Genomic DNA, 18,307 nt, shown 5'->3' on the forward strand with positions numbered 1-18,307 from the left:
GTTTCTCCTTATTTTCCTAGCTGTGCAAGTGGATGTTCCTCTTCTGACCAAAGAGAAGTGAACAAGGTATCGATGACGCTCTCATCGACTTCACTGACGCTGTTAAACATCCATTTTGGATTGCCGTCTTTATCAACTAATCGAGAGCGCACGCCCTCTTCAAATTCCCCGAGTAATGCGCTGCGAACTGACAAGGTTAGCTCTAGACGGAAGCAATCCGCCAATGACAAACGGTGGTACTCTTTGACTTGTCTAAAGCAGATATGCGCAGTTATTGGGCTGCCCGAAGCAAATGACTTTTGCGCGATCTCAAGCCATTGAGTGCCGCCTTCTATTGCTTGAATGCGTTGGGCAATCTGATTTAAATCTGAACCTTTGCACGCTTCTTTAATTTGGTCGAGATAAGGGCAGATTTGCGTGGTTGGTTTGCTGTCAATAACTTCGTCTTCCATTAATTGAAGTAACGCACTGACGAGCGATTTGGCATCGGCAGAACCCCAAGCTACTTGCTTCAATTCTTCAAGCAATGCCGGATATTGCTCTTCCAACAGCAACCATTCTGCCAAACCAACAGTGACAGCGTCACTTGAATTCACCATTGCGCCAGTCAGTCCTAAGAACAAACCTACTTCTGGGTCGATTTGGCTTAAGAACCAAGTGCCACCCACGTCTGGATAAAGCCCGATATTGATCTCTGGCATCGCAAGACGGGATTTAGGGGTAACAACCCTGTGGCTAGTGCCCATAAACAAGCCCATACCTCCGCCCATCACAATGCCCTCACCCCAGCCAATGATTGGCTTTTGGTAGGTATGAATCAGGTAGTCACACTCGTATTCGAGCGAGAAGTAGTTAGAGCAGAATTCGGCAGTCTCTTCTTTGCTTTTCTCGTGCATGACATGGTACATGGTTCGTACATCGCCCCCTGCACAAAACGCTTTTTCGCCCGCCCCATTGAGGATGACACAAACCAAATCAGGGTCATCTTGCCATTCGATAAGTTGGTCGTTGAGCTCTGCCAACATGTCGTAAGTCAACGCATTCAAAGAAGCTGTGTTGTCTAACGTCGCGATACCAATTCGGTGCACGCCGTCTAAGCAATCTATTTCGCTAATGGTTACTTTCCCTGTCATGCGACCTCCTATTGATTCTTCCAGTTGGGTTTACGTTTTTCCAAGAAGGCACGAACCCCCTCGGTTTGATCTTCGGTATCGAATAAGTTTAGAAACAGTTCTCGCTCTTTAATCAGACCATGGTTGAGTGGCGCTGAACGCATGTTTTGGATAAGCGTTTTACATGCGGTTACCGAAGACGGCGATTGATTAGCAACTGACTCTGCAAGCTCAATGGCTTTATTAAGCGCTCCGCCTTTTGCCACCACTTCTTCCACTAGCCCGAGTTCTCGTGCTTGCGCGGCACCGACTTGCTCACCACACAATATGATGCGTTTCGCCCAACCTTCACCGACCAATGCGGTTAGGTTTTGCGTACCACCAGCACAAGGCAGTAAGCCCACTTTCGCCTCTGGTAGTGCCAGTACGGCTTGCTCTTCTACCACACGAATATCACACGCCAACGCGACTTCTAATCCGCCTCCCATGGCGTAGCCGTTGATGGCCGCGATGGAAACCCCTCGAAATGCAGACAGCGTTTCAAAGGCTTCACCAAAGATCCGCGCCATCTCTAACGCAACCGCTTTATCGCCATCGGCAAACAACTTGAGGTCTGCTCCCGCCGAGAAAAACTTCTCTCCATTCCCCGTTAGCACAAGGGCGTAAACGTCTTTGTTGTCGTTTAACGCCAGCACCAATTCCTTTAATGCCGTTAAACTTTCTGACGTCCAAGTATTGGCGGGCGGGTTGTTCATGGTCACCACCGCAACGTGATTGCTGATGGTGTGTTGAATCGCTTGTTGTTCTGGTAATGACATATCTCTGAATCCTTTCTTGATGAAAATGACCTGAGTTTTATGAATAAAAGCAGAGCTTGGCGTTGCGTCTATAACAATGCCGACTCCTCTGCGAGCAATCGACGTGCGATGATCAAACGCATGATCTCATTGGTGCCTTCCAAGATTTGGTGCACTCGAACATCACGGAAATAGCGTTCCATTGGGTATTCTTTGATGTAACCATAGCCACCGTAAAGTTGCAGCGCTTGATCACAGACTTGAAAGCCGACATCGGTTGCAAAGCGTTTTGCCATGGCACAATAAGTCGTGGCATCTGGGTCACCTCGGTCTAACTTGCTAGCGGCGTACCGCACCAGTTGGCGTGCAGCGACAAGCTCGGTTGCCATGTCTGCCAGTTTGAACTGCAATGCTTGGAATTGAGCTAATGATTTGCCGAACTGTTTACGTTCTTGCATGTACTGCGCCGCTTGATTTAACGCTTGCTGAGCCGTACCGACAGAACAGGTCGCAATGTTGATGCGCCCGCCATCCAAACCTTTCATGGCGAACACAAACCCTTGCCCCTCTTCACCGAGCAAATGTGACGCAGGAATAGAAACATTGTCGAAAGTCACCGCGCGCGTTGGCTGACTGTTCCAACCCATTTTCGGCTCTTTACGTCCGTAGCTAATACCGTCTGCATCGGCGGGGACAACAAACGCGGATACACCTTTCGCGCCCGCATCCCCGGTTCTCGCCATCACGACTAAAACGTCGGTATCGCCTGCGCCAGAGATAAAGGTTTTGCCGCCGTTGAGCATGTAGTTATCACCTTGCTTGGTCGCAGAAGTCGTTAGAGACGCCGCGTCCGAACCTGCGTTTGGCTCGGTTAAACAGTAAGAACCGAGAAAGTCACCCGTAATAAGTTTGGGGCAGAACGCGTCTTTAACTTCATCGGTAGCAAAGCTCGCGACCATCCAAGTCACCATGTTGTGAATGGTCATAAACGCGGTGGTCGATGTGCACCCCATAGAGAGCTGCTCAAAAATAATGGATGCATCCAAACGGCTTAAGTCCAAACCGCCTTGCTCTTCTGGGGTGTAGAGGCTCAAGAAGCCAAGCTCTCCTGCCTCTCGTAGAATGTCTTTGGGGAAGATTTGTTTTTCATCCCACTCTGCTGCCATTGGCGCTAAACGCTCTGCCGCAAACTGCTGAGCCGTGTCAGCAAACATACGTTGATCTTCGTTGAGTTCAAAATCCATATGAGCTCCTTACTTCGTTAGCGCAAGTTAATAGTCAGGTTTGGACCGGTTGGGATATCATCATCAAACCAACGAGCCGTCACGGTTTTGGTCTCTGTGTAGAAACGCACCGCTTGTTTGCCATAGGCGTGCAAATCTCCGTAAAAGCTGCCGCGCCACCCAGTGAACGAGAAGAATGGCAAAGGCACTGGAATCGGCACGTTCACACCTACCTGACCGACTTGAATCTCATGTTGATACTTTCTCGCCGCCGCACCATTCGCAGTGAAGATGGAAGTACCGTTGCCGTATGGATTGCGATTCACCAGATCTATCGCTTCTTGTAATGTGTCTACCTCAATACACACCAAAACAGGTCCGAAGATTTCTTGGGTATAAATCGACATTTCAGTAGTGACGCCACTGAATAAAGTTGGACCGACCCAGTTACCTTCAGGGAAACCTTCCACTTCACATTGGCTACCATCAAGTTCACACACCGCCCCTTGTTGTTTACCTTCTTCAATCAAACCGAGCACACGCTGTTTTGCTTGTGCACTGATCAAAGGACCATACGCTGCATTCTCGTCATCCCAGGCGCCAGGATGCACTTTCGCCATTTCTTGTTTTAAATCGGCAATCCACTCTTTCGAACTGCCTACAAACACAGCGACAGATATCGCCATACAACGTTGCCCTGCCGCACCAACCGAAGAGCCAACTAAGTTGTTCACCACTTGGTTTTTGTTCGCATCTGGCATGATCACCATGTGATTTTTCGCGCCAGCAAAGGCTTGAACGCGTTTGAAGTTCTGCGTGCCTGTGGTGTAGATATATTGCGCTACGGGCACTGAGCCTACGAAAGAAACGGCTTGGATATCGGGATGTTTCAGCAGCAAATCAACCTGCTCTTTACGACCATGCACGATTTGTAGCACACCTTTTGGTGCACCCGCTTCTTCAAACAATTCAGCCAAGCGAATGGACGTTAGCGGTACTTGCTCAGAAGGTTTGAGGACAAAGGTATTACCGCTCGCAATCGCAATTGGGAACATCCACAAAGGGATCATGGCTGGGAAGTTAAACGGCGTAATACCGCAGCACACCCCAAGCGGTTGAATCAGCGAATAACTGTCGATATCAGTCGCAACGTTCTCGACGGTTTCTCCCATCATGTTGCTGGCAATATTGGCAGCTTGCTCGACAACTTCAATACCACGCCATACGTCCCCTTTGGCATCCGCAAAGATCTTGCCTGTTTCGTGAGAAAGTAGCGTCGCCAGTTCATCGTGATGTTCTTTCAGTAGATGTTGATAGCGCAACATCAAGCGCGCGCGTTCAGAAACCGCGACATCTTTCCAACAGGTAAAGGTGGATTTTGCACTTTCAATTGCCGCGTGCATCTCTTCATCCGTTGCGCACGGCAAGCGCGCAATCACGTCGTTGGTAGCAGGGTTTGTGACTTCTACCCAATCCGTTGCTTGAGATTCACGAAACTCACCATCGATGAATAAGGGAACCGTGCGAGTCATAATCTAGTCCTTCTTTACGTTATTTGATAATTGAATTTAAAGCGGTATCTCGATACCAATGGCAGTGGCTTCACCACCACCGATACACAGTGATGCAACACCTCGCATCACCTTTTTATTGTTGTTGTCACCATCTACACCAAGCGTTTGCAGTTGGCGTAGACTATGAATGAGAGTCACCAAAATACGAGCACCACTTGCACCAATTGGATGCCCGAGTGCACACGCCCCACCTTTGATATTTACTTTGCCTTTATCGATGCCCAATTGGCGTACCGCAATTTGCGTAACAACGGCGAACGCTTCGTTGATCTCCCAAAGATCAACCTCGTCTACTGACCAATCGAGTTGAGATAACAACTGCTCTATTGCAAAGACAGGTGCGAGGGTAAATTCAGCAGGCTTTCTGGCGTGGGTTGAGTGCCCTTTGATGATTGCTAATGGCGCTAACCCTTGATGCTGTGCGACTTGAGAATCCACCAATACTAACGCCGCAGCCCCATCAGAAATCGCACTAGAGTTTGCTGCGGTCACTGAGCCATTCTTATCAAAAGCAGGTTTGAGTTGAGGGATCTTGTCGAGCTTAATCGAGCGAGGATGCTCGTCGTAATCCAAAATTGAAGTGTTATGACGTGTCGTGATTTCTATTGGCGAAATTTCATCATCAAACAAGTGTTGTTCTTGTGCTTCCAGGGCTCTTGTCGCGGATAGGATCGCCCATTCATCCATTTGCTCACGGGTAAACTCAGAACGGTCAGCCGTTTGCTGCGCATAGACTCCCATCAAATGCCCTTCATACGCGTCTTGAAGACCGTCGAGGAACATGTGATCGTAGGTAGATTGATGACCCATTCGCATGCCGTTGCGTGCTTCTTTGAGCAGATACGGTGCGTTGGTCATGCTTTCCATCCCACCAGCAATAGCACTTCGAATACTACCCGCTTTGATGAGATCGTGAGCCAGCATGACGCTCTTCATTCCCGAGCCACATACTTTGTTGATGGTGGTACAGCCTGTGGTTAGCGGAAGATCTGCACCTAGCGCCGCTTGCCTGGCTGGAGCTTGCCCGCACCCTGCTGGTAATACGCAGCCCATATAGACTTCATCGACTTGGCTAATCCCGCTCGCACCCACTGCCGATTTGATGGCAAATGCCCCTAATTGAGGCGCTGAATATCCTTGTAATTGACCTTGAAAACGCCCAATTGGCGTTCGCTTTGCACTGACAATCCAGATGTCGTTTCCCATGATTTCGTCCCTTTTGACGATAACTCACAGTTCAACAACTCATCCTTCACACCTGCTACCACGGAGCATTCACACGAAGTGTGTTGTCACTCCAGCCTCTCATAAAGCAATGAATTTTCGCACTGTGATTCCTTGACGTTTACGTAAGCATAGCACTAACATTTACGTAAACGTAAAGAAACACATTAATAACAACATAATTTTTTCTCCTGTTTTGTGCGCAGACCGATACTAGGCCTTTCAGATAAAAGCATGACGGGATTTTAAGAAGCCAAAACTTTTACTCAGAGGGACAAGCCGAGTGGATAAATACAAGATTAGTGACCTCGCCAAGGAGTTCGACATTACCACCCGAAGCATTCGTTTTTACGAAGATGTCGGGCTGATAGAGCCAGAACGAAAAGGCAATATTCGCGTATATCAACGCAGAGATAAGATTCGCCTCAAGCTGATTTTACGTGGCAAGCGATTGGGCTTTTCACTTGCAGAAATTCGAGAATTGTTCGAGCTGTACGATACCCAGCAAAGCGATGGGCAACTGCTCAAAATGTTGACCATCATTGATGAAAAACAAGCACACTTACAGCAACAACTTGACGACATTAGCGTCGTGATGAACGAGCTAGAAACCGCCAAAGAGCGATGTAAACAAGCGCTGAGCAACAATAAAACCAACAGCCAATAGCTCTAAATTAGTGAGCAATAAAAACAAACAAGAATAACCATAATTTCCAAGCCCAAGCAGTGTAACTCGAACCTTATTTGTACTAGGGTCTGTTGACCTTTCGAGCTGATTTTTGCAGCGAATTGTTGGGCATTTATACTAGGCAGAGACTTTGATGTGTAGTTAGCCTACATGAGAAGTCGATAACGAAGTAGAAATGACCAACAAACGCTGCCCAAAGGGTTCGGCTAAAATCGTTTTATGCTTTGTTAAGGAGTATTTGCTTAGAATGACTAGGCGACACACTCCTTGCCTCCCCTAAAACGATTTTATCTCGAATAAAATTTAACCGCGAAAGATCAACAGACCCTAAAAACCGCAGTACTCGCAACAGGGAAATGTTATGAAAAGCAGCTACACCCCACTCAACTTTGGGCTTGGTGAAACCATCGATATGCTCCGAGACCACGTCAACGCGTTTGCCACCGAGCATATCGCCCCTATCGCCTCAGATATCGACCGCGACAACCAATTCCCTAATCATTTGTGGTCCAAGTTTGGTGAAATGGGTTTGCTCGGCGTGACCGTCGACGAAGAGTTTGGTGGTGCAGGCATGGGCTACCTTGCTCATGTTGTTGCGATGGAAGAGATCAGCCGAGCTTCGGCGTCTGTCGCGCTCAGTTACGGCGCACATTCCAACCTTTGTGTTAACCAAATCTTTCGCAATGGCTCCCCTGCTCAACGAGAAAAATACTTACCTAAACTCATCGATGGTTCTCACGTTGGCGCACTAGCCATGAGTGAGCCGAACTCAGGTTCTGACGTGGTTAGCATGCAGCTTCGTGCAGAAGATAAAGGCGACCACTTTTTAATGAACGGCAACAAAATGTGGATCACCAACGGGCCCGATGCCGACACCTTAGTGGTCTACGCGAAAACCGATCCCAATGGCGGCTCTCGTGGTATCACCGCTTTCATTATTGAGCGAGAGTTTGAAGGCTTTAGCCATGCACAGAAGCTCGACAAACTTGGTATGCGCGGCTCCAACACCTGTGAATTAGTGTTCCAAGATTGTGTCGTGCCTAAAGAAAATGTGTTGGGTGAATTAAACCGTGGTGTTGAAGTGTTAATGAGTGGCTTAGATTACGAACGCGTGGTACTAGCCGCCGGCCCGCTTGGCATCATGCAAGCCTGCATGGACGAAGTGGTTCCGTATGTGCATGACCGCAAACAGTTCGGCAAATCCATTGGTGAGTTCCAACTGGTACAAGGAAAGCTTGCTGACATGTATTCACGCATGAACGCCGCCAAAGCTTACGTTTATACCGTCGCTGCCGCGTGCGACCGAGGTGAATGCACACGTAAAGATGCCGCTGGCGTGATCCTTTACAGCGCCGAGCTCGCCACGCAAATGTCCCTCGATGCTATTCAGCTGTTGGGCGGTAATGGCTACATCAACGAATACGCGACCGGGCGCTTGCTACGCGACGCCAAACTGTATGAGATTGGCGCTGGCACCTCTGAAATTCGCCGCATGTTAATTGGACGAGAGCTGTTCGAAGAGTCTCGCTAAACCACCGACAAGGAAGTCACAATGGCAATCATTAAAAGTAAAACCAAGCCAACCGACGAGCTGTTCTTGTCGAACAAAGCGGTCATGACCGAGTTGGTGAACAACCTCAATGCCAATATCAAAGCCATCAAACAGGGTGGCGGACAGAAAGCTATCGACCGCCAACGCCTGAAAGGAAAGCTGCCCGTTCGTGAGCGCATCATGCATCTTTTGGATGAAGGCAGCGAGTTTCTTGAAGTCGGACAATTCGCAGCGTGGAATGTCTATGAAGAGTCGATACCTTGCGCAGGTGTCGTTGCGGGTATTGGCACCATTGAAGGCATTCAATGCATGGTAATCGCCAACGACCCTTCAGTGAAAGGCGGCACCTATTACCCACTCACGGTGAAAAAACATCTGCGCGCTCAAGAGATCGCCCAACGTTGCCAACTGCCTTGCGTCTATCTGGTGGATTCTGGGGGGGCGAACCTCCCTCACCAAGCAGAAGTGTTTGCTGACAAAGAGCACTTCGGACGCATCTTCTTCAATCAAGCCAGAATGTCGGCCCAGGGCATTCCTCAAGTTGCAGTGGTGATGGGGCTTTGTACCGCTGGTGGCGCTTATGTACCAGCCATGTCGGACGTTTCCATTATGGTTAAAGAACAAGGCACCATCTTCTTGGCAGGTCCACCGCTAGTAAAAGCCGCTACGGGTGAAATTGTCACCGATGAAGAACTTGGCGGTGCCGATGTGCACTGTCGCAAGTCTGGCGTTGCCGATTACTATGCAGAAAATGACCAGCACGCATTACAACTTGCGCGTGAAGCCATCTCAAATACTAATCAATCACTCCCCGTTCAAAGCGACAAAACCGTCTTGCCACCGCGTTACGACGCCGAAGAGATATACGGCATCGTCAATGCGAACCTTCGCTTATCTTTTGATGTTCGAGAGATCATCGCTCGCGTGGTCGACGACTCAGACTTCGATGAATTCAAGGCACTTTATGGCAAGACTTTAGTGTGCGGTTTCGCTCGAATCCACGGCAATTTGATTGGCATTGTGGCAAACAACGGCATCTTGTTTTCAGAGTCCTCACAGAAAGGCGCGCACTTTATTGAGCTGTGTGCCAAACGCAAAATTCCCCTACTCTTTTTGCAAAACATCACTGGTTTTATGGTCGGCAAAAAGCTTGAAGCGGAAGGCATTGCCAAACACGGCGCGAAACTGGTGATGGCAGTCGCCTGTGCGGACGTAGCCAAGTTCACCGTGATTATTGGCGGCTCTTACGGCGCAGGCAACTACGGCATGTGCGGTCGCGCTTATGACCCAACCATGATGTGGATGTGGCCGAACGCACGAATCTCGGTAATGGGCGGAGAACAAGCCGCGGGCGTGCTCACTCAAGTACGGCGAGAAGTGAAAAAGCGCCAAGGTGAAGACTGGCCAGAACCAGAAGAAAGTGCATTCCGAGATTCTATCGTAGACTTGTATGAATCTCAGGGGCATCCCTACTACGCCAGCGCACGTTTGTGGGATGACGGCATCATCGACCCGAAAGAAACGCGTCAGGTGTTAGCTCAAGCGTTAAGAGCATCGCTCAATGCTCCAATTCCTGACAGCAACTTTGGCATATTCAGAATGTAGCAATGTAGCAATGTAGAAATCTAGAGAAGAAAGGACGTCACATGCAGGATCATCAACCGAGTATCATCCCCAATACAAAGCGACAAGATGAAGTACTTTGGAACGTCGATGAATTCGGCGTCGCAACGCTAACGCTCAATCGTACAGAGAAGCACAATGCGTTTGATGCCTGTATGATTGATTTACTGATCCATAGGCTGGATTACCTCGCTTTACGCACCGATGTTCGATGCTTAGTGCTTCGAGGAAACGGCAAACATTTCTCGTCCGGGGCTGATTTAAATTGGATGAAATCCATGGCAAACAGCACCAGAAAGCAAAACCTTGAAGACGCACAGAACCTCGCTCGTCTGATGCATACACTGGACGCTTTCCCTCAGCCTACCATTGCGGTTGTGCAGGGTTCCGCATTTGGTGGCGCATTGGGCTTAATCTGTTGTTGTGATATTGCCGTCGCGGCGGAGAATGCGAAGTTCTGCTTGAGTGAAGTCAAGCTAGGGCTGGTTCCGGCAACTATCTCTCCTTATGTCATGCGTGCTATGGGAAACCGTCAAGCTCGTCGTTACATACTCAGTGCCGAAGTGATTAACGCCGCCAAAGCAGAAAAGTTTGGCCTTGTGCATGAGGTTCATAAGCTGGATAAAATCGAAGCCGTGGTAGAAAGTTTGATTGATTCTTTGCTGCTCAATAGCCCAGATGCAATGCGAAAAGCCAAAGCGTTATGCCATCAATGCCACCAAAATCCGATTGATGGTCAGCTTATCCAATACACGAGCCAACTGATCGCCGATATTCGCGTATCACCGCAAGGACAAGACGGCTTACAAGCCTTTCTGGAGAAACGAGAACCGGGTTGGATAAACAAGCCAGCTAAGGGCAAGAAATGAATTTGCCAAACAAGGTAAATATTGTCGAAGTGGGTGCGAGAGACGGATTACAAAACGAATCGCAAGTGTCCACGCAAGCCAAGATCCGCTTAATCGACCTGCTCTCGGATACAGGGCTCACCCATATTGAGGCAGGCTCTTTTGTGTCGCCTAAATGGGTACCTCAAATGGCGGATTCACTCGATGTGATGAAGAAAATCACCCGCCGCCACAACGTCATCTACTCAGCACTAACGCCTAATGTGCAAGGCTTTGAAAAAGCGCTAGAAGCTGGAGCTACCCACGTTGCTATCTTCACCTCCTCATCGGAGGGCTTTTGCCGACACAACATCAATTGCTCGATTGCGGAAAGCCTCACCCGCTTTGAGCCGGTAATGGAATTGGCAGTAACCCATAACATTCCCGTTCGGGGCTACTTATCTTGCGTGGCAGACTGCCCTTACGATGGATCAACCAAACCAGAACAAGTGGCAAGAGTCGCTAACCTGCTGATGGAATTAGGCTGCTATGAGGTTTCACTTGGAGACACCATAGGTACAGGCACGCCTATGCGCATCGCTAAAATGTTAGAAGCCGTACTAGTGAAAGTCCCAACCCATAAGCTCGCTGTGCATTTTCACGATACGTGGGGACAAGCGTTAGCAAATATCTACCAAGCCTTAACAATGGGTGTCCATACCGTCGATAGTAGTGTGGCTGGACTTGGGGGCTGTCCTTACGCTCATGGCGCATCGGGTAATGTAGCCACCGAAGATGTGCTCTACCTTTGCCAAGGTTTAGGAATCGAGACCGGAGTAGATTTGGAGTTGCTCGCCAAAGCCGGATGGATGATCAGTGAAGAGTTAAACCGTCAACCTACTTCCAAGGTATCGATGGCAATAAAGCAACGTTAATCATAAATTAAGAAGTTCGTTGTAAAACAAAAAGCTGCCTTGCTTAACAAGGCAGCTTTGTCATTTTTAAGTACGATGAGTTTTAGACAAAAAGGCGTTAAAACTTGTAAGTAGAACCAACGTACCAAGAACCAACCGACTGGTCATAATCTTTAAATGCAGTTTCTAGCGTGTAATGGTCAACTTCATAACCTGCACGGAATGCAAGACCACCTAGCATTACCGGCGCATACTCCAAGCCAACACCTAAACGAACCGTGCCGCCACTCTCGCTTTCCTTAAAGTTGTTGCCTGTGACGTTTTCTTTTACTTCGTAGCTGATTGAACCTAAACCAAGCGTTGCAAATGGGCGTAAGCCGTTGTCGAACGTGTAACCTACATTTGCGGCTACGGTAAACGTATCGTGGCTTAGCTTTAAAGCCGAAATATTCTGCACCTTAACATCAGAATCCGCATACTTAGTGTATTGTGCTTCAATAGCAACAATGCGGTTGATTTGATAACCAGCAATCAACTTGTATGCAGAGCCATCCGAATCTGAAGTTAGAGGAACGCTTGTACCTGTATGTCGAGCAACCGCATGACTAAAATCATTGATGTAGCCTGCGTCATCAAAATCGGTATTACCGATGCCCGCACCAAGATAAAAGCCACTCATATCGTTAGCCGATGCAAAACTAGAAACCAGTGCAGTAAGAAGAAAAACCTTTTTCATTTTGAATTATCTTTGCCGTGTTGTTTGAGTCGGCACACTCTAAAATCTCACCCCTTAAATAACTAAACAGAAATCAAATTGTTTTCACATTTATATTTATGCCCTTACTTAAAGTAAGGCGTAAAAAGCCATGAAAAATATCAAAACCCTGATTTTTAATGATTTATTTTCATTTAAACTGCCAACTTGATTTATAAATTAATCTCGGTAGACTGTGCCGCTTTCAAAATAAATTTAGGTTCCCATAACTTTTTAATCTCACCTAACGAGATAGAAGTTGCCTTCTAAAAAGCCAATTTAGCAATGAAATCGATCCAGTTTTCGAACTTAACTTTAGAATGTGCAACAAGGACGTTACGTAATCAAAACGGAAATAAAGTCGTTCTCAGGCCTCTTCCTTATGAGGTTCTTTTACTGCTGCTGCAAAAAAGTGGACCAGTATCCCGAGAAGAGCTTTTCAAGACCTGCTGGGAAGGGTTGGTCGTGACCGATCAAGCATTAACCAACGTGGTTTCTGGCCTACGTCGTAACCTGCTTTCTTTAAAAGCCCAAAACGCTGAAATCAAAACCATCAGTAAAGTCGGTTATTTTATTCAGGCCGAATCCATTAAGGCCATCACGCAACCAGTACCTCAAATTGAAGAAACTGGCTCAGAAACTGTCTGCGATAATCAGAGCGATGAAGTAAGCCTCACCAATCCAATGCGACAGAAAACCAGTACTATCCTTCTAGCTGCGGTTTATGTTGTAGGCACCGTTGTAGCTTTGTTCACCCTTCTAAACTTAAAACCACTTTTCGAGAAGCCAAGCTATATAAAAAAAGACAACTATAAACACCTTGTCGTCGGACAAACCAACATCTATTTACATGACGCCACTCCAGGGTTTATTTCGGCCGACAATTTAAAACTGCTACTGAATAAATTACCCCAAGCGCAATGTAATGCAGACGTGTACATACGCCTTTTCCCTTCGATCTATGAGGCAAATATGGTCGCTTTGACTATTTGGTTGCAAAAAACGGATGGGAATAAAAACCATATGTATCGGCACTTTAATGTTCAGAGAGAACAATTGGGCGAATATATTGCCGACTCATACTCTAGCAAGGAGGCGATATGCGCATTTTAGCGGTGGTGTTTGCAGCGATTACAACTACCTTTGCCATTTATTGCTGGCAATTTGAAACTTACGATTTTAGTGGCACCCGATGGCGTTGTTCAGAAACAAAAGCGGGATTTACTTCAGCAGCGTATCGCCAATATCAAAGCATCGAAGAGTATACGACCATCTACTTTCCTTCCAATACCAGTGTGATTTACTACCAGTCAGGCATGCTCAATCATAAGTCGGGATTGAAAGAACCTTTCGAACTGGTGCTCACAGCGACAAATGAAGTCAATGGACAGCGAATCCAGCAAAAGTTTAATAGTGTCGATTGGAACCTGACTCCAACCGAGTCTCCCTTATTTACCAGGGATAAAGACAGCTTGGTCGGTTTTGAGTCTGATTTAAATTACTTTACCCAAGATGAGCGTCTCTTCTTCTTTAACACAAACGAAAGCGAAGATGTGAACATTGCCTGCCACAAGGTTTAGGAATCGATGCAAGGTTGCGTTTGGAGGAGCTCGGCCAACCGGACGGATGTACAGTAAGAGTTAAATCAGCTAGCCAACCACGAAAGGCACGCCTCTCTGAGGTGATAATGGCGACTTAATCAAAGCGCAGGCAGAAGTTCTTAATTGGACGCTTATTCAAGCCCGAAAAACAGACTTCTGCCCAAGCGAGATGCATCAATAATGGCCACCAATATTGATGATCTTAATGCTGTTTGATGACGGGTAGATAAAGGTTACTCGGTCCGTTTGATTCAAGCGTATCGAATAAATTGGATAGGTTTCAAACTTCTTCCCTTTCAACTGCTCATAATGGGAATCCCCCACAGCAGATGCCGCGTCTTTCGGCGAGTAGTTTTGATCAACGATCAATCTGCGCCAATCATGGTATTTCCGCATGCTACTCGGACTCACAGAAACGTGCTTACTTTTGTCGAAACGTGTTCTTTGATCACTGTCGTCAAATTCATAACTCATCGCATGAACTCCCTAAATATTCGTTTTTAATAATCATAGGTTTAGCGATCGCACCAAGTGCAACCTGCCATTTTAGGCAAATCGACCCTAACGCAATCGTACCTTGATGCATAATGACGAAATATAAGGCGAATCTGACGAGTCGAAATGACGAATACACGATACCTATCGGAAAAGAGAGTGTTTTTTAAGCAATGTGAATTTCAAAATAGGTAAGTTGCAAGTTTGAGCACGTAATTCACGTTCTACTTCTGTGAACAACTTCGCATTCATACCTGTAAATTAACCAAGAGAGACTAGAAAAGCAGAGCCAACGATAGTTATTTAGTTAGCTCTATAAAGTGAGTTGAACTAAGCACGTTTTGGAAAACGGAGTTTGCCGCCAGTTCGGTATATCACCAATGAAAACAAGATAAGTGCACAACCAACCAACTTATTAGCAGTCAAAACCTCACCGTACCAAAGCACACTGAGTATCACAGTCCACACGGGTTCGAGAATCATAATCAGCGCTGCGTTGCCCGCTTGAACAAACTTCTGTCCCATGGTTTGCATCACATAGCGTAAGCTCGTTGCCAAAAGCGTACTAAGAGCAAACCAAATCCAGATAGAAGTCGACACTTCTTCAGGCACCGTTTCCACTAAAGATGAAATCAGTAAACCTATCAAACCCGTGATAAACAGCTGAATACACGTTAGCAACAATACCGGCAATTTCTGCGAGTACTTACTATTGACGTTGAAGTGCAAAGCGAGCATCAAAGCTGCACCCAAAAACCAAAGTTGACTGGTAGATTGTTGCCAGCCACCAGCCAAAGACAAACACCCCAAGCCTAGAATCGCGATTGGCAGAGAGATCCAGAAAATTCGTTGTGGTCTTTGACGGAACATTACCCAAGCAACGATTGGCACAAACAGCATCGAAAGACTCATGATGAATGCGCCCTCGCCCAGCGTGTCACTGATAGAAATCGCGTAGATCCAGCACATTAATGCGCCACCTAAAAGCACGCCAACTCCCGCAGCCGCAAAGATATCTTTCTTATTAGCGGCACGAAGCGGCTTAATGCATAAAGGCAGTAAGCATAGAGAAGCGATGGTAAATCGCAGACCGATGAATCCGAATGGTGGTAGACCTTGAATGGTTTCTTTAGAGAAAATCCACCCTAGAGCCGCGATCATCGTAGTTGCGACGAGCACGAATGCAGCTTTGCGTTCTGAGTTAAGCATAATTACTCACAAAAAATACCCGACGACGGAATCTTCAGGGTTTATATATCATTGATTTTAATACGTGGTAGCTGGTTGTATTTTTATCGCAAATGCTGGACTGAATGTGTACTAAAACTGGGGAGTGCTAACGTTTGCGAAACGCTCACAGTATACATTGTGACTTAGCTCTCATCGAGGAAATTACTGTGAAACTCTGTCATTATTTCATGACGTGATGCCATCAAAACACCCGCCGAACTCTTAGGCAAAAACTCAAATAAAGTAAGGAATAACCTCAATCTAAATTGAGAGCAAAATGCTATAATAACAACGAAGTAAAACAGACGTCAGGAGGTGCTTTATGAGACATTCAACCGTACTCTTTTTCATTCTGATAGCCCTACTTATCATCGCGCCAATCGCACTGGGCTCCCTGTTTAATCTTGTCACTTCCCTACGCTTAAGTTACCTCGAGGCCGACCCAATTTCTGTCACGCACATCTATGACATGATGATCTATCGCGGTCGATAGTTTGTTTCCCAAGCTCTCTTATTCTCTAACCGCTCTTGCTTAAAACCATGAGCGGTTTTCAATTTCTACTGTTCTTTTTAAAACACCCCAAAGACGAACAAATCATACAAAACCCACCATTTTTCAAACGCCAAAAGCTAAGCATCTATTTTCACTTTAGTTTTATTGGCGCTGATTTTGTCCAATCCGTTGTGCCAGCACGTATTACTAATAAAATTCATAACTAAATCGGCTTGTACATAGCGATATTGCCAGTACCTGCTTACTCTTTAACTTACAAATATAAGAAACATGCCAGTTCATTCACCTCACAAACAAGAGCGAAGCGCTGGCTTTCATAGCCCAAGTTAGTGAAAAACGCATTCAATTTACTAGGGAAACAGTGATGAGATTAAAGAACACGCATTTCATGAGCACAGGTATAAAGGCGACTCTCCTCGCCACGATGTGCTTCTCTCCTTTCACTTTCGCATCTGACGCCAAAGTCGACGAGCAATTTGAGGTTGGTAAAGAGAAAGCGAAAGTATGTATGACATGTCACGGTGCTGACGGCATCTCTACCATCGACGCCTATCCAAACCTACGCGGCCAGAAAAAAAGTTACCTGATCTCTTCTTTGAAAGATTACAAAGCGCGGGAGCGGACTAGTGGGTTGGCGGTACTCATGCAGCAGCAAGCCGACGCACTGTCTGACCAAGATATAGAAGACATTGCGCACTATTATTCGCAGTTAGGGACCGAACATTCACCGTCAGATAACGAGCCCCAGCCTTAAACGAGGAGCGTTCTTATGGAACAAACAACTACTCAATACAACACTCAAGTTGTGAAGTATTTTGTGTTGGCATCGTTGGTTTGGGCGATTGCGGGGATGATCATCGGTGTCATTCTAGCGGCGCAGTTGTACTGGCCCATTCTGAACTTTGATTCGCAATATTTCCAATTCGGTCGTCTGAGACCTCTACACACATCTGGCGTGATATACGGCTTTGTCGTAAACATTTTAATGGGTACTTCGCTATATATTGCCCTGCGTACTGGCCGTTGTAATTTGTTCAACCAGAGCTTGTCGTGGATGGTGTTCTGGGGATGGCAACTCGTTCTATTCCTGGCGCTTATTACCCTGCCCGCAGGCTATACGACATCAAAAGAGTATGCGGAGTTGGAATGGCCAATCGACGTCTTAATCGTCTTGGTATGGGTGCTTTATGCCGTGCTGTTCTTTGGCACGATTGCCAAGCGCAAAGTAGACCATATCTTTGTAGCAAACTGGTTCTTTGCCGCCTTTATTATCGTGATTGCGATGATCTTCGTCGTGAACAATCTCGCAATGCCCGTCTCACTGATGAAATCCTATTCCGTCTTTGCTGGTGCACAAGATGCCATTGTCCAATGGTGGTGGGGTCATAACGCGGTAGGGTTTTTGCTGACTGCGGGTGTGATTGGGATGAACTATTACTTCATTCCTAAAGCCGCTGATCGCCCTATCTACTCTTATCGTTTGTCTGTAATCCATTTTTGGGGCTTGGTTGGGTTTTACACTTGGGCGGGTACGCACCACTTGGTTTACTCTTCGGTACCGGTTTGGGTGCAAAACATCGGCATCATCATGTCACTCATTCTTTGGCTGCCATCTTGGGCTGGCGCGTTCAACAGCGCGATGACGCTGCTGCAAAACAAAGAGAAGCTCAAATCTGACTATATTTGCTTGTTCTTCTTCTCAGCAATCCTTTACTACTGCTTAGCCACCTTCGAAGGGCCTCTGCTTGCCATTCGCTGGTTCAACATGTTGGCGCACAACACCGAATGGGTGATAGGTCACGTTCATTCGGGCGCATTAGGCTGGGTGGGCATGTCTGGCATTGCGGTGTTCTACTACTTCATCCCACGTTTGTGGAACAAAACGGAACTGTGGTCGAAGCGACTGATCAAATGGCACTTCTGGCTTGCCCATGCAGGTGTTGCCATTTATGCCATCGCACTTTGGGTGGCCGGTATTGGTGAAGGCTACATGTGGCTCACTCAGAACGAGAATGGTGAGCTGGTATACAGCTTTATCGAAGCCATGAACTTTAAAGCACCATGGTTGTTCTTGCGCTTCTTTGGTGGTGCACTCTTTGTACTCGGCTTGTTCCTGATGGCATTCAACTTGTACAAGACCGTAAGCTCTCCGTCTGTACTAGTCGCGAAGGAGGCATAA

Annotated in this window: 18 protein-coding genes; 10 read left to right on the top strand and 8 right to left on the bottom strand. The window is 47.0% G+C overall.

Annotated features, from left to right (window positions below):
* Window positions 1–8 precede the first annotated feature (8 nt).
* The 5 genes from KIO97_RS08970 to KIO97_RS08990 form a co-directional block, all read right to left on the bottom strand.
* Window positions 9–1,133, bottom strand: coding sequence for an enoyl-CoA hydratase/isomerase family protein (locus KIO97_RS08970; RefSeq protein WP_103414065.1), 1,125 nt, complete (start codon window positions 1,131–1,133; stop codon window positions 9–11).
* An 8-nt stretch (window positions 1,134–1,141) separates the two neighbouring features.
* On the bottom strand, window positions 1,142–1,930 hold the full coding sequence (locus KIO97_RS08975) for an enoyl-CoA hydratase (RefSeq protein WP_050905430.1): 789 nt from the start codon (window positions 1,928–1,930) through the stop codon (window positions 1,142–1,144).
* A gap of 68 nt (window positions 1,931–1,998) precedes the next feature.
* Window positions 1,999–3,153, bottom strand: a complete 1,155-nt coding sequence (locus tag KIO97_RS08980) for an acyl-CoA dehydrogenase family protein (protein ID WP_285382070.1) — start codon at window positions 3,151–3,153, stop codon at window positions 1,999–2,001.
* Between the two features lie 17 nt (window positions 3,154–3,170).
* Window positions 3,171–4,664: a CoA-acylating methylmalonate-semialdehyde dehydrogenase gene (locus KIO97_RS08985; RefSeq protein WP_050905958.1), complete on the bottom strand. Its 1,494-nt coding sequence runs from the start codon at window positions 4,662–4,664 to the stop codon at window positions 3,171–3,173.
* Between the two features lie 36 nt (window positions 4,665–4,700).
* On the bottom strand, window positions 4,701–5,912 hold the full coding sequence (locus KIO97_RS08990; protein ID WP_050905957.1) for an acetyl-CoA C-acyltransferase: 1,212 nt from the start codon (window positions 5,910–5,912) through the stop codon (window positions 4,701–4,703).
* Between the two features lie 301 nt (window positions 5,913–6,213).
* Here KIO97_RS08990 and KIO97_RS08995 point away from each other — a divergent pair, with 301 nt between their 5' ends.
* The 5 genes from KIO97_RS08995 to KIO97_RS09015 all read left to right on the top strand — a co-directional run bounded on the left by KIO97_RS08995 (window position 6,214) and on the right by KIO97_RS09015 (window position 11,555).
* The gene (locus KIO97_RS08995; RefSeq protein ID WP_005431432.1) at window positions 6,214–6,597 is read left to right on the top strand and encodes a MerR family DNA-binding transcriptional regulator; all 384 of its coding nucleotides are present in this window, start codon (window positions 6,214–6,216) and stop codon (window positions 6,595–6,597) included.
* A 382-nt stretch (window positions 6,598–6,979) separates the two neighbouring features.
* Window positions 6,980–8,149 carry an isovaleryl-CoA dehydrogenase gene (locus KIO97_RS09000; RefSeq protein ID WP_010451511.1) on the top strand — a complete coding sequence of 390 codons (1,170 nt, stop codon included), beginning with the start codon at window positions 6,980–6,982 and terminating at the stop codon, window positions 8,147–8,149.
* Window positions 8,150–8,170: 21 nt separating this feature from the next.
* Window positions 8,171–9,775, top strand: coding sequence for a carboxyl transferase domain-containing protein (locus KIO97_RS09005; RefSeq protein ID WP_285382074.1), 1,605 nt, complete (start codon window positions 8,171–8,173; stop codon window positions 9,773–9,775).
* A gap of 41 nt (window positions 9,776–9,816) precedes the next feature.
* Window positions 9,817–10,662, top strand: a complete 846-nt coding sequence (locus KIO97_RS09010; RefSeq protein WP_005431580.1) for an enoyl-CoA hydratase/isomerase family protein — start codon at window positions 9,817–9,819, stop codon at window positions 10,660–10,662.
* A complete protein-coding gene (locus KIO97_RS09015; RefSeq protein ID WP_050906681.1) occupies window positions 10,659–11,555 on the top strand; it encodes a hydroxymethylglutaryl-CoA lyase in 897 nt (298 codons plus the stop codon). Before KIO97_RS09010 ends, KIO97_RS09015 begins: the two co-directional genes overlap by 4 nt.
* A gap of 97 nt (window positions 11,556–11,652) precedes the next feature.
* On the opposite strand, the gene KIO97_RS09020 is transcribed toward KIO97_RS09015, so the two are convergent.
* Window positions 11,653–12,270 (bottom strand): porin family protein, encoded by a 618-nt coding sequence (locus KIO97_RS09020; protein WP_285382076.1) that lies wholly within the window; start codon window positions 12,268–12,270, stop codon window positions 11,653–11,655.
* Between the two features lie 303 nt (window positions 12,271–12,573).
* Here KIO97_RS09020 and KIO97_RS09025 point away from each other — a divergent pair, with 303 nt between their 5' ends.
* Complete coding sequence (locus tag KIO97_RS09025) at window positions 12,574–13,401, top strand: winged helix-turn-helix domain-containing protein (protein WP_285382077.1); 828 nt, start codon at window positions 12,574–12,576, stop codon at window positions 13,399–13,401.
* Window positions 13,389–13,868: a hypothetical protein gene (locus KIO97_RS09030; protein ID WP_285382079.1), complete on the top strand. Its 480-nt coding sequence runs from the start codon at window positions 13,389–13,391 to the stop codon at window positions 13,866–13,868. Before KIO97_RS09025 ends, KIO97_RS09030 begins: the two co-directional genes overlap by 13 nt.
* 195 nt (window positions 13,869–14,063) lie before the next feature.
* On the opposite strand, the gene KIO97_RS09035 is transcribed toward KIO97_RS09030, so the two are convergent.
* Window positions 14,064–14,363 (bottom strand): hypothetical protein, encoded by a 300-nt coding sequence (locus KIO97_RS09035; protein WP_005532302.1) that lies wholly within the window; start codon window positions 14,361–14,363, stop codon window positions 14,064–14,066.
* 351 nt (window positions 14,364–14,714) lie between these two features.
* The gene (locus KIO97_RS09040; RefSeq protein WP_038892580.1) at window positions 14,715–15,593 is read right to left on the bottom strand and encodes a DMT family transporter; all 879 of its coding nucleotides are present in this window, start codon (window positions 15,591–15,593) and stop codon (window positions 14,715–14,717) included.
* 343 nt (window positions 15,594–15,936) lie between these two features.
* Between KIO97_RS09040 and KIO97_RS09045 the strand changes: the two genes are divergently transcribed.
* The 3 genes from KIO97_RS09045 (at window position 15,937) to ccoN (ending at window position 18,307) form a co-directional block, all read left to right on the top strand.
* Entirely contained in the window at window positions 15,937–16,107 is a 171-nt protein-coding gene (locus KIO97_RS09045; RefSeq protein WP_240306322.1) for a hypothetical protein, read from the top strand.
* A 385-nt stretch (window positions 16,108–16,492) separates the two neighbouring features.
* Window positions 16,493–16,882 (top strand): cytochrome c, encoded by a 390-nt coding sequence (locus KIO97_RS09050; RefSeq protein WP_228174392.1) that lies wholly within the window; start codon window positions 16,493–16,495, stop codon window positions 16,880–16,882.
* 15 nt (window positions 16,883–16,897) lie between these two features.
* Window positions 16,898–18,307, top strand: coding sequence for a cytochrome-c oxidase, cbb3-type subunit I (gene ccoN / locus KIO97_RS09055; RefSeq protein ID WP_285382081.1), 1,410 nt, complete (start codon window positions 16,898–16,900; stop codon window positions 18,305–18,307).

This window comes from Vibrio sp. B181a (assembly GCF_030248375.1).
Classification (GTDB): domain Bacteria; phylum Pseudomonadota; class Gammaproteobacteria; order Enterobacterales; family Vibrionaceae; genus Vibrio; species Vibrio campbellii.